We start from the raw sequence: 10,870 nt of genomic DNA, 5'->3' as shown, positions 1-10,870 counted from the left end.
CCGGACCATGCCGCGCCGCCCCGAAAACCTCTATCCGCAATACCACGCCCACGTCTACTTCGGCCCCGCCACGGTGGCGCAGGCCAGGCAGCTGTGCGAAGAGGCGGGCCGCGAACTGATGGTGGTGGTCGGCCGGGTGCACGAGCGGCTGGTGGGCCCCCACACGCACTGGAGCTGCCAGTTGGCCTTCGACGCGGCCGAGTTCGACCAGGTGATCGAATGGCTCGAGACGCACCGCAACGGCCTCGACATCTTCGTGCACGGCGTCACGGGCGACGACTTCGCCGACCACACGGCGCATGCCATGTGGCTCGGCGAGGAAAGCCCACTCGACCTGCGGATGTTCCGGCGCTAACTCGACTGCTCCGCGGCGCTGCCGTGCACCTTGAAGAATTTCGCGCCTTCCACCTTCTGGCCGATCGCGCGTTCGTAGGCCGCGCGCACATGCTCGGGCTGTCCGGCCTGGCCGAAGAAATCCTTCAGGTAGGGGCCCAGCAGCGGATGGGCGGCAAGCTGCGCGCGCGGCAGGCCGTGGAGCATCTCGTCGCGGCAGGCCGAAGGCAGCCGCAGGTCGCGGTTCATCGCGGCATCGCGGATCAGGCCCTTGGGCTCGTGCGCCGGATCGGCCTGCATCGCCTCGATCTCCTCGAAGAAGCGGCGGCGCATCATCACAATGCCCTTGTCGCTCTGGCCGAGCTTTTCGCGGGTGCGGTCGGTGACCGTGCCCTGCCCCACCCAGACGACGAAGTCCTGGTTGGCCACGTGGCTCGTGATCCAGCGGCCGGTGGCCGGGTCCTTGATCGGGCCGTACCAGGACGGGATGCGCTCCTGCACGTAGGGCTCCTGCTCGGTCGGCACGCGGCTCAGGACCCACAGCACGCTCAGGGTGTTGTGGTCGTCGATGGGCACGCGCCATTCGAAGTGATGGCCGAGAAAAAATCCGTTGGGCCACAGCGTGACGCGGCCCGCCGTCCACATGACGTTGTCCTCGCTCTCGCCGCCGCGCAACCGCCTGTAGACGAAGCCGTGCTCGAACTCCTCGAACGCGAGCTTCAGGTGGGTGGGCACATAGGGGCCCTCGTCGCCCTGCAGGCGGGTGGTCCAGTTGTTGTGCGTCCACTCGAAATGCACGGGGTCGATGGAGTTTTCCTGGCACTGGAACCAGTTGCACGGTATCTCGGCGAACACGGCCTGCGCGAAACCGTTGCTGAAATTGAACAGCTCCCAGTCGGGCAGCAGCGGTGCGGGCTGCGGCCCCATGTAGGCCCAGAGCAGCCCGGCCTTCTCCTGCACGGGGTAGGCCTTGATCTTCGTGTTCCTGCGCATGCGCGCGCCCGGGTCCATCGTTTCCTCGAAGGGCTGGTGCACGCACTGGCCGCTCTGGTCGTACTGCCAGCCGTGATAGCTGCAACGCAGGCCGCACTGCTCGACGAAGCCGTAGGACATGTCGGCATTGCGGTGCGAGCAGCGGCGGTCCACCAAGCCGTAGTTGCCGCCCAGGTCCTTGTAGAGCACCAGGTCCTCGCCCAGGATGCGCAGCGGCTTGACGGCCTGGTCGTCGAACTCGCTCGCTCCGGCAATCGGATGCCAGTAGCGGCGCAGGTAGTCGCCCATCGGCTTGCCGGGACCGACCTCGGTCAGCAGGCGGTTCTTCTCTTCGCTCAGCATGTGCTTGTCTCCTTGTTCCGGTTCATTCGGCGCGAATGCCGAATTCCTTCACCAGCCTGCCGAAGCGCTGGTCGTCGTCCGCGATCTGCTGCGCCAGCACCGACGGCGCGCCGCCGACGGGTTCGATGCCGAGCGCGGCCATGCGGGCCTGCACGTCGGGCATCCTCAGCACTTCGTTGAATTGGCGGTTCAGCGCCTGCACCAGCTCCGCCGGCATGCCCCTGGGGCCGAGCAGGCCCATCCAGGCGCTGACGTCCACGTCCTTGTAGCCAAGCTCGACCAGGGTGGGCACGCCGGGCATCAGCTTCGTGCGCTGGCGTTCGGCCACGGCCAGCGGGACCAGCTTGCCGCTGGCGATGTGGCCCGCCACCGCGCCTGGCGTGATCCAGCCCACGCCCACGTGGCCGCCGAGCGCGTCGTTCACCACCGGCGCCACGCCGCGATACGGCGCATGGGCAATCTGCGTTCCGGCGTCCTTGTTGAAGAGTTCGCCCGCGATGTGCATCGGCGAGCCCGCGCCCGGCGTGCCGTAGCTCAGCGCCTTGCCGGCCCTGGCGTCGGCCACCAGCTGCGCCACGTTCTTGATGCCGGTCGATGGGGCGGTCACCAGCAGCAGCGGTATGTTCCCGGTCTTCACGATGGGCGTGAAATCCTTGACCACGTCGTGCGCCACGCCGGGGCCGGCCTTCAGCACGTGCTGCGCGATCGCAAAGGTACTGGGAGTGAACAGCAGCGTGTAGCCATCCGGCGCGGCCCTGGCAACCCAGGCGTTGCCGATCATGCCGCTGGCGCCGGGCCGGTTGTCGACGAGCACAGGCTGCCCGAGGCGCAGCGAGAGCTTCTCGGCATAGATGCGCGCGACCGCATCGGTGTCGCCGCCCGCGGGATAGGAAACGACGACGGTGATCGGCCTGGCCGGCCAGGCCTGCGCCATGGCGCTGCCGGCGGCCAGCAGCGCAAGGCTCGATGCGGCAATGGCGGCAGCGGTACGGACCGCTTTGCGACGGGTGAACTTCATGCTCGGTTTCCTTTTCAGTGGGACGACGGGTGGGGTCGATGCACTGTAGGAACGCGCTGCCGAAGCCAGAAGATATAGTTTCACCAGGTGAACTTTTTTCTGGAGCCCTGCATGGCAGACACCGCCGGAGTCCGAGGCGTGAAATCGATCGATGCGCTGCGCCGCGGGCTCGACGTGATGCTGGCCATCCAGCGCTCGTCGGCCGCCACGCTGTCGGAGCTGCATCGCCAGACCGGCCTCTCGAAGGCCACGCTGCTGCGCATCCTGAAGACACTGCAACAGGCCGGATGGGCCGAGCGCAGCGAGCTCGACAAGCGCTACGTGCCGGCCCCGGCCAGCGGCGAATCAGGGCCCGCGGTGCAATGGCGCGCTCGCCTGTCAGCGCTCGCAGCGCAGCCCCGCGCCACGCTGCAGCGCCTGGTGCCGTGGCCCACCGACCTGGGCGTGCGCGACGGCGCGGCCATGCTCATCCTGGACACCGACCGGCCGCGCAACGGCCTGGCTGTGAACTACCGCGTACTGGGCTTCAGGCCGCCCATGCTGCTGTCGTCGCTCGGCCGCTGCTATCTGTCGTTCTGTCCCGAGGACGAGCGGCGCGAGATTCTCGCGGCGCTGGCCCGTTCGCCGAACGACACCGACCGCGCCGCGCGCCGCCCCGAGAACATCCGGCGCATGGTGGCCCATGCCAGAGACCAGGGCTACGTGGTGCGCGACCCGACGTCGACCAGCATGGATTCGCCCGACCGCTTCGGCGCGCTCTCGGTGCCGGTGCGCCTGGACGAACGCGTGGTGGGCTGCCTGAGCTGCGCGTGGCTGCCGGCCGTGAAGACCGAGCGCGAGATCGTCTCGGCGCACCTGGCCGACCTGCAACAGGCGGCGCAGGGCATCGAGCGCAAGCTGCGGCAGGTGGGCTTCGGGCCACCCCCCGGCCTGAAGAACCGGCGCAGAAAATCGGCCTAGAACTCGGCGTCGAGCTCGTCGATTTCCTCGGGCTCCTCCTTCGCGGCGGCCACCCACTCCTGCATGGCGGGCAGGTCCATCACGCGCTTGCAGTAGGCGGCGCAGACGCTGTCGAGCGGCACGTCGTAGCTCAGGAAGCGCGTGACCACCGGCGCATACATCGCATCGGCCATGCCCGGCTGCTTGCCGAACAGGAAAGGACCGCCGTAGGTCTTCAGGCACTCGCGCCAGATGGCGACGATGCGGTCGATGTCGGCCTGCGCCCGCGACCAGATCTTGAATCCGCGGAACCGGGCCTTGATGTTCATCGGCAGTGCGCCGCGCATCGAAGCGAAGCCCGAGTGCATCTCGCCACAAATGGCGCGGCAGTGCGCGCGGGCCTGGATGTCGGCCGGCAGCAGCCCGCTCTTGGGCTTGATCTCGTTCAGGTATTCGCCGATGGCCAGCGTGTCCCACACCTTGACGCCGCCGTGCTGCAGCGAGGGCACCAGCATCGACGAAGAGAGCAGCAGCATCTCGGCCTTCATGGCCGGGTCGTCGGGCGGAATGATCTTCTCGCTGAAGTCGAGCCCTGCCAGCCTGCACATCAGCCAGCCCCGCAGCGCCCAGGCGCCGTAGTTCTTGCTGCTGATCGTGAGAACGGGTTTGGCCATCGTGGATCTCCTTGACGGGCTGCCTGCTGCCGGTTGGCTCCATGGGGCGTGCAAGGCCTGTGCCACCGCTTGGCCCGCAACTTGCCTGTACTACTTTCATGTTGTACCGGGCCTACCAGAACCAAGCCGATCTGCTTTCGCCCTCCCGGCTCGCAGCCCAGTACCTCGCCCGGGCCCTCTGGAAGGACGGCACTGAACGCACCATGTTGCGGCGCATGGCCGCGCAGTTCGAAGTGTTTTCGCGCATGCGGCTGACCCATTCGCGCCCCGACTACGGCATTGCCAGCGTGCCGGTCGATGGCGCGGAAACCGCGGTGCACGAAGAGAAAACGCTGGTCTCGCCCTTCGGCACGCTGCTGCATTTCCGCAAGGACACGCAGGCCGTGCACCCGCCCGTGCTGCTGGTCGCACCACTGTCGGGCCATTTCGCGACGCTGCTGCGCGAAACCGTGCGCACCCTGCTGCGCGACCACGACGTGTACCTGACCGACTGGCACAACGCGCGCGACGTGCCGCTGTGGCATGGCGGCTTCGGCCTGGACGACTACACGCTGCAGCTCATGCGCTTCCTGGAAGCCGTGGGCCCGGGCGTGCACATGGTCGCGGTCTGCCAGCCCTGCGTGTCCGCACTGGCCGCCACCGCGCTGATGGCCGAGGACGACAACCCCGCCACGCCACGCAGCCTCACGCTGATGGCCGGCCCGGTCGATTGCCGGGTCAACCCGACCGGCGTGAATGCGCTTGCCACCAGCAAGCCGATCGAGTGGTTCCGCCGCAACCTCATCAGCCACGTGCCCTGGCCGCATGCCGGCATGATGCGGCGCGTGTACCCGGGCTTTCTGCAGCTCTCGGCCTTCATGAGCATGAACCCCGAGCGCCACAAGAAGCAGTTCCAGGACATGGTCCGCCACCTGGTCGAGGGCGAGGTCGAGAAGGCCCGCACCATCGGCAGCTTCTACGACGAGTACCTGGCGGTGAACGACCTGCCGGCCGAGTTCTACCTGGAAACCGTGGAACGCGTGTTCCAGACCTACGACCTGCCGCGCGGCGTGCTCACCGTGGGCGAGCGCACGGTGAACCCGGCGGCCATCCGCCGCACCGCGCTGCTCACGGTGGAAGGCGAGCGCGACGACATCTGCTCGGTCGGCCAGACGGTGGCGGCGCAAGACCTCTGCACCGGCATCCGGCCGTACCTCAAGGTGCATCACCTGCAGGCCGGCGTGGGCCACTATGGCGTTTTCAGCGGCAGCAAGTGGAACGCGCAGATCTATCCGCGCGTGCGCGAAACCATCCACGCCGCGGCCGAGCTGCACTGAGCCTTCGGGGCGAATGCCCGCCTTCAGCGCCGGCTGCGCTTCCCCTTCGCCGCCACCCGCCGCACCGTGGCCTCGCCGGCCTGCGGCAGCCGCTCGCGCAGGAACGCGATCAGTTCCTGCGCCGCCACGTTGCGGATCGGCCCCGGCAGGTAGGCCAGCACCACGCGGCGCTCGACGCGCGGCTTCGAGAGCGGCAGCACCACCAGTTCGGGGTCGCGCAGCAGCGCGGTGTAGAGCCGCGGCATCAAGCCCAGCGCCTGGCCGCTGCGCACCAGCGCATAGAGCGTTTCGGAATAGCTCACGCGCAAGGGCTCGGGGCCTTGCTCGAACTGCGCGCGCGCCGGGTTGCCGAGCGCCGGCATGCTGCCACTCTCGAACAGCACCAGCCGCTCGCGGCCGATGGCCTCCCAGCTCGCGTCCGCGGCCGTGGCCAACGCATGGTCGCGGCGCACCACCAGCACCAGCGGGTCGCGGAACAGGTCGACGCAGGCCAGCCCGCCCGGCGGCTCGGTGATGGCGGCCACCGCCATGTCGAGCTGGCCGCTGCGCAGCTCGGCCAGCAAGGTGGTCGAAGGCGCATCGCGCCAGGCGATCTCGACCTCGCGCTGCCCGGCTTGCAGAAACTCGCTGGCCGTGGCCGTCACGCGCGCGCTGGCCGAGGGGATCACGCCCACGCGCACGAAGGCCCGCCCGCGCTGCACCGTGCTTTCGATGTCTCGCAGCGCTACCTCGAAGGTGTTGACCAGGAAATCGGTGCGCGCCAGCACCTCGGCACCCACCGGCGTGAGCTCGAGGCGGTGGGTGGAGCGGGTCAGCAACTCGGCGCCGAGCAGTTTCTCCATCTGCTTGATCGCATTGCTCAGCGCCGGCTGGGTGATGGCCAGCCGGTGCGCCGCGCGGCCGAAGTGGCCTTCTTCCACCAGCACCGAGAAGAACTGGAGCTGGCGCAGGGTGAGCGCGCGGAGCGGCAAGGAGGCCATCGCGTCCTGGTTATTGATTGAATGAATCAAATTATAGAAATTCAAAATTTTATTTATGATGTGACCTTCCCTAGACTGGCCGGCATGACCAGCCCTGCCTCGCCGCCGCTCACGCTGGAATCCATGCTGCATGCGATTCCCAAGGTGGAGCTGCACTGCCACCTGTTCGGCACGGTGCGCCATGAGACTTTCAAGCAGCTCAACCACCGCGCCGGCTCGCCGCTCGCGGCCGAGGAGATCGAAGGCTTCTACACGCGCGGAGAAAAGCCGGTCGGCGTGCTGCGCGTGCTGCGCGCGCTCGACGCGCAGCTGGTGCGCAGCCCCGGCGACCTCTACCAGCTGACGCGCGAATACCTCGAGGACGCGGCGGCCCACAACGTGCGCTACGCCGAATTCTTCTGGAACCCGACCGGCACGGTGCACGGCTCCGGCATCGCCTACCCGATGGCGCAGGGCGCGATCGTGCGCGCGATCCATGACGCGCAGCAGGAGTTCGGCATCACCGGCCGGCTCATCGCCGCCATCGATCGCGAGGCCAGCCCCGAGGCCGCCGTGGAAATGGTGGCGTGGGTCAGGGCGCACCGCTGCGACGAGGTGATCGGCATCGGCATCGACTACCGCGAAGTCGACCGGCCGCCCGAACTCTTCGCCCAGGCCTACGCCGAGGCGCGGCGCGCCGGACTCAAGGCCACCGCGCATGCGGGCGAGTTCGGCATGCCGTGGACCAACGTGCGCACCGCGCTCGAGGTGCTGCAGGTGGACCGCATCGACCACGGCTACACGGTGGTCGACCAGCCCGACTTCGCGCGCCAGTGCGCCGAGCGCGGCGTCATCTTCACCGTGGTGCCCACCAACTCCTACTACCTGCGCACCTTGCCGCCGGAGCGCTGGGCGCTCGACCATCCCATCCGCCGCATGCCCGGCCTGGGCCTGCGCATCCATCCCAACACCGACGACCCGACGCTGCACAAGGTCACGCCCACCGAGGCCTGGCTGATGATGGCGCGCGACTTCGGCTTCGGGCTGGACGAGCTGCGCGGCTTCATGCACAACGGGCTCGACGGCGCATGGATCGACGATACGCAGCGCCGCGCCTGGCGCACGCAATGGAGTCGCGAGTTCGACACGCTGCGCGCCGGCCTTGCGCAAGCGCCGCATCCCGCCCACCCGCAATGACCCACGCCATGAACAACCCTCGCCGCCTTCTTCTTGCCGCCACCCTCTGCTCGATGCTGCCGATTGCGGCACTTGCGCAGGGCGCATGGCCCACCGCCAAGCCCATCACGCTGATCGTTCCCTACACAGCGGGCGGCAGCGTGGACGTCAACGCGCGCCTCGTCGCCACGCGGCTGGGCGAGCGGCTGAAGCAGTCGGTCGTCATCGAGAACGTGAGCGGCGCAGGCGGCGCCATCGGCGTGGCCAAGGCCGTCAACGCAGCACCCGACGGTTACACGCTGGTGGTCGGGCCCGACAGCGCGATCGCCATCGGGCGGCTGGTCAACCCCTCGGCGTTCAAGTTCGATCCGCTCAAGGAGCTGGCGCCGGTCGGCATGCTCAACACCGCGCCGATGGTGCTGGTGGCGCGGCCCGGCCTCGAGGCCCGGACTTATGCCGACTTCGTGAAGCTCGCCAAGGCCAAGCCCGGCGCCTACAACTACGCCACCTCGGGCGTGGGCACGGTGCTGCAGCTGGCGATGGAGCTGCTCAAGCAGAAGAGCGGCATCTTCGTGACCCATGTGCCCTACCGCGGCGGCGCCCAGATTGCCACCGACGTGATCGGCAACCAGGTCGACCTGGCCATGCTGGTCAGCACCAGCGCCATTCCGCACGTGAACGGCAACCGCCTGAAGGCGCTCGGCATCACCGGCAGCCAGCGCCTCGCCGCGCTGCCCGAGGTGCCCACCTTCAACGAGATGCCCGGGCTCAAGGGCTACGACATGGTGAGCTGGACCGGCATCTTCGCCCCCGCCCGGACTCCGCCCGCCGTCGTGGCGCGCCTCAACCAGGAATTGAACGCCGTGCTGGCCGAGGAGCAGGTGCGTGCCAAGCTCAATGAGCAGGGCGCCCTGCCCGGCAGCGGCACGCCGGAGCAGTTCGGCCAGTTCGTCCAGGCCGAATACGCCCGCAATCAGAAGATCGTGCAGTCGGCCAATATCAAGGAATAAATGCCAACTCGGCCGGCATAGCCAAGCCCCTTCGTGGAACACCGAGGAACCGGCTTTGCCGGGCCTCTGGTGTTGCCCCCGGTAGGGGGTTGGCGTAGCGACACGAAGTGCGCGAAGACTGGGGGCGAGCCTATTGTTCTTCGGGCCAGTCGCGGATGTAGGCCTTGAGCATCTTGTTCTCGAAGTTCTGGCTGTCCACCACCGCCTTGGCCACGTCGTAGAAGCTGATCACGCCCATCAGCATGCGCTTGTCCATCACCGGCATGTAGCGCGCATGGCGCTCCAGCATGATGCGGCGGATTTCATCGAGGTCGGTTTCGAGCGTGCAGGTCACGGGCGCGTCGTCCATGGCCTTGCGCACCAGCGTGCCGCCCACCTGGCCGCCGTTGTCGACGATGGCCAGGATCACTTCCCTGAAGGTGAGCATGCCGACCAGGTCGCCGTGTTCCATGACCACCAGGGAGCCAATGTCCTTTTCCGCCATGGTTTTGACGGCTTCGGCCAGCAGGTCGTCGGGCGTGATGGTGAAGAGCGTATTGCCCTTGACGCGAAGGATGTCGCTGACTTTCATCGTGTGCTCCTCTCGGAAATCGTTCTCGGCGGCGGTGCCGATTTGAATATAGCCCACAATCGGCGCCGACTCCCACGCCCATGTTGCGCGCGCATGATTAGCAGACGTAACGGGGCATTGCGAACGAACCCAGAAAGGCTCCCATGCCCGGCTATTCCGACCCCGGCTTCGACACCCTGGCGCTGCATGCCGGCGCCGCGCCCGACCCCGCCACCGGCGCGCGGGCGGTGCCGATCCATCTGACCACCTCTTTTGTCTTCGAGTCGAGCGACCATGCGGCGGCGCTCTTCAACCTCGAGCGCGCGGGCCACGTCTACTCGCGCATCAGCAATCCGACCAACGCGGTGCTCGAACAGCGCGTCTCGGCGCTCGAAGGCGGCATCGGCGCCATTGCCACCGCCAGCGGCCAGGCCGCGCTGCACCTGTCGGTGGCCACGCTCATGGGCGCCGGCTCCCACATCGTGGCGAGCACCGCGCTCTACGGCGGCTCGCAGAACCTGCTGCACTACACGATGCGGCGCTTCGGCATCGAGACCACGTTCGTGAAGCCCGGCGACCTGGACGGCTGGCGCGCCGCAATCCGGCCCGAAACCAAGCTCCTGTTCGGCGAAACCGTGGGCAACCCCGGCCTGGACGTGCTCGACATCCCAGCGGTGAGCGACATCGCCCACGCAGCCGGCGTGCCGCTGCTGGTCGATTCCACGCTCACCTCGCCCTACCTGATCAAGCCCTTCGACTGGGGGGCCGACCTGGTCTACCACTCGGCCACCAAGTTCCTCTCGGGCCATGGCACCGTGATCGGCGGCGTGGTGGTCGACGGCGGCAGCTTCGACTGGGAGAAGTCGGGCAAATTCGCCGAACTCACGCAGGCCTATGACGGCTTTCACAACATGGTCTTCAGCGAGGAAAGCACGGTCGGCGCGTTCCTGCTGCGCGCCCGGCGCGAAGGCCTGCGCGACTTCGGCGCCTCGATGAGCCCGCACACGGCGTGGCTGATCCTGCAAGGCATCGAGACGCTGCCGCTGCGCATGGAGCGGCACATCGACAACACGCAGAAGGTGGTCGAGTTCCTGTCCACGCACCCCTTCGTGTCGCGCGTGGGACATCCGCTGATCGAATCGCACCCGAGCCATGCGCTGGCGCAGAAGCTGCTTCGCCATGGCGCGCGCGGCGCCGGCGCGGTGTTCAGCTTCGACATCAAGGGCAGCCGCGCGCAGGGCAAGGCGTTCATCGAGGCGCTCAAGCTCTTCAGCCACCTGGCGAACGTGGGCGATTGCCGCAGCCTGGTGATCCATCCGGCGAGCACCACGCACTTCCGAATGACCGACGAGGCGCTGGCGGGGGCCGGAATTTCCCAAGGGACGATCCGTCTCTCGATCGGGCTCGAGGACCCGGCCGATCTGATCGACGACCTGAAGCGTGCGCTCAAGGCTGCGGAAAAGGCGGGGGGTTAGGAATGACACGCTGCTTTTCTGTTCGTCGCGGTTTGGGTCATTCAGGGCGCGCTCCCGCCGACGGGGTACCTTGCTCCGCGAATGT

At 67.9% G+C, this 10,870-nt stretch carries 11 protein-coding genes; 6 read left to right on the top strand and 5 right to left on the bottom strand.

What is annotated here, in order from left to right; translation table 11 throughout:
* Positions 1-7 precede the first annotated feature (7 nt).
* Entirely contained in the window at positions 8-355 is a 348-nt protein-coding gene (locus tag ACAM54_RS08900) for a DOPA 4,5-dioxygenase family protein (RefSeq protein ID WP_025569454.1), read from the top strand.
* Here the strand turns inward: ACAM54_RS08900 and ACAM54_RS08895 are convergent.
* A complete protein-coding gene (locus tag ACAM54_RS08895) occupies positions 352-1,668 on the bottom strand; it encodes a Rieske 2Fe-2S domain-containing protein (RefSeq protein ID WP_369650480.1) in 1,317 nt (438 codons plus the stop codon). The genes ACAM54_RS08900 and ACAM54_RS08895 overlap by 4 nt on opposite strands.
* 22 nt (positions 1,669-1,690) lie before the next feature.
* Positions 1,691-2,686 carry a tripartite tricarboxylate transporter substrate binding protein gene (locus ACAM54_RS08890; protein WP_192325141.1) on the bottom strand — a complete coding sequence of 332 codons (996 nt, stop codon included), beginning with the start codon at positions 2,684-2,686 and terminating at the stop codon, positions 1,691-1,693.
* A gap of 111 nt (positions 2,687-2,797) precedes the next feature.
* On the opposite strand from ACAM54_RS08890, the gene ACAM54_RS08885 reads away from it, so the two are divergent.
* Complete coding sequence (locus ACAM54_RS08885) at positions 2,798-3,646, top strand: helix-turn-helix domain-containing protein (RefSeq protein WP_369650479.1); 849 nt, start codon at positions 2,798-2,800, stop codon at positions 3,644-3,646.
* On the opposite strand, the gene ACAM54_RS08880 is transcribed toward ACAM54_RS08885, so the two are convergent.
* Positions 3,643-4,299, bottom strand: a complete 657-nt coding sequence (locus tag ACAM54_RS08880) for a glutathione S-transferase (protein ID WP_025569458.1) — start codon at positions 4,297-4,299, stop codon at positions 3,643-3,645. The two genes, ACAM54_RS08885 and ACAM54_RS08880, sit on opposite strands and share 4 nt — an antisense overlap.
* Before the next feature lie 98 nt (positions 4,300-4,397).
* On the opposite strand from ACAM54_RS08880, the gene ACAM54_RS08875 reads away from it, so the two are divergent.
* Positions 4,398-5,615, top strand: coding sequence for a polyhydroxyalkanoate depolymerase (locus ACAM54_RS08875; protein WP_369650478.1), 1,218 nt, complete (start codon positions 4,398-4,400; stop codon positions 5,613-5,615).
* A gap of 23 nt (positions 5,616-5,638) precedes the next feature.
* Here the strand turns inward: ACAM54_RS08875 and ACAM54_RS08870 are convergent, their stop codons facing one another.
* On the bottom strand, positions 5,639-6,595 hold the full coding sequence (locus tag ACAM54_RS08870) for a LysR substrate-binding domain-containing protein (protein WP_025569460.1): 957 nt from the start codon (positions 6,593-6,595) through the stop codon (positions 5,639-5,641).
* Positions 6,596-6,679: 84 nt separating this feature from the next.
* On the opposite strand from ACAM54_RS08870, the gene add reads away from it, so the two are divergent.
* Together add and ACAM54_RS08860 are read left to right on the top strand one after the other, a co-directional pair.
* Positions 6,680-7,771: an adenosine deaminase gene (gene add / locus ACAM54_RS08865; protein WP_025569461.1), complete on the top strand. Its 1,092-nt coding sequence runs from the start codon at positions 6,680-6,682 to the stop codon at positions 7,769-7,771.
* 8 nt (positions 7,772-7,779) lie between these two features.
* Entirely contained in the window at positions 7,780-8,760 is a 981-nt protein-coding gene (locus tag ACAM54_RS08860) for a Bug family tripartite tricarboxylate transporter substrate binding protein (protein WP_369650477.1), read from the top strand.
* A gap of 130 nt (positions 8,761-8,890) precedes the next feature.
* Here the strand turns inward: ACAM54_RS08860 and ACAM54_RS08855 are convergent, their stop codons facing one another.
* Complete coding sequence (locus ACAM54_RS08855) at positions 8,891-9,331, bottom strand: CBS domain-containing protein (protein WP_012746821.1); 441 nt, start codon at positions 9,329-9,331, stop codon at positions 8,891-8,893.
* A gap of 143 nt (positions 9,332-9,474) precedes the next feature.
* On the opposite strand from ACAM54_RS08855, the gene ACAM54_RS08850 reads away from it, so the two are divergent.
* A complete protein-coding gene (locus ACAM54_RS08850; RefSeq protein WP_369650476.1) occupies positions 9,475-10,785 on the top strand; it encodes an O-acetylhomoserine aminocarboxypropyltransferase in 1,311 nt (436 codons plus the stop codon).
* The last annotated feature ends 85 nt before the right edge of the window (positions 10,786-10,870 follow it).

It is taken from the genome of Variovorax sp. V93 (assembly GCF_041154485.1).
Lineage (GTDB): Bacteria > Pseudomonadota > Gammaproteobacteria > Burkholderiales > Burkholderiaceae_C > Variovorax > Variovorax beijingensis_A.
Note: the sequence above shows the minus strand (reverse complement) of the source record. Positions and strands in the feature narration are given on the sequence as shown.

Excerpts from the sequence above, each read along its gene's own strand:
- ACAM54_RS08900 (WP_025569454.1), top strand. The coding sequence starts at position 8 with ATGCCGCGCCGCCCCGAAAACCTCTATCCGCAATACCACGCCCACGTC.
- ACAM54_RS08895 (WP_369650480.1), bottom strand. The coding sequence starts at position 1,668 with ATGCTGAGCGAAGAGAAGAACCGCCTGCTGACCGAGGTCGGTCCCGGC.
- ACAM54_RS08890 (WP_192325141.1), bottom strand. The coding sequence starts at position 2,686 with ATGAAGTTCACCCGTCGCAAAGCGGTCCGTACCGCTGCCGCCATTGCC.
- ACAM54_RS08885 (WP_369650479.1), top strand. The coding sequence starts at position 2,798 with ATGGCAGACACCGCCGGAGTCCGAGGCGTGAAATCGATCGATGCGCTG.
- ACAM54_RS08880 (WP_025569458.1), bottom strand. The coding sequence starts at position 4,299 with ATGGCCAAACCCGTTCTCACGATCAGCAGCAAGAACTACGGCGCCTGG.
- ACAM54_RS08875 (WP_369650478.1), top strand. The coding sequence starts at position 4,398 with ATGTTGTACCGGGCCTACCAGAACCAAGCCGATCTGCTTTCGCCCTCC.
- ACAM54_RS08870 (WP_025569460.1), bottom strand. The coding sequence starts at position 6,595 with ATGGCCTCCTTGCCGCTCCGCGCGCTCACCCTGCGCCAGCTCCAGTTC.
- add (WP_025569461.1), top strand. The coding sequence starts at position 6,680 with ATGACCAGCCCTGCCTCGCCGCCGCTCACGCTGGAATCCATGCTGCAT.
- ACAM54_RS08860 (WP_369650477.1), top strand. The coding sequence starts at position 7,780 with ATGAACAACCCTCGCCGCCTTCTTCTTGCCGCCACCCTCTGCTCGATG.
- ACAM54_RS08855 (WP_012746821.1), bottom strand. The coding sequence starts at position 9,331 with ATGAAAGTCAGCGACATCCTTCGCGTCAAGGGCAATACGCTCTTCACC.
- ACAM54_RS08850 (WP_369650476.1), top strand. The coding sequence starts at position 9,475 with ATGCCCGGCTATTCCGACCCCGGCTTCGACACCCTGGCGCTGCATGCC.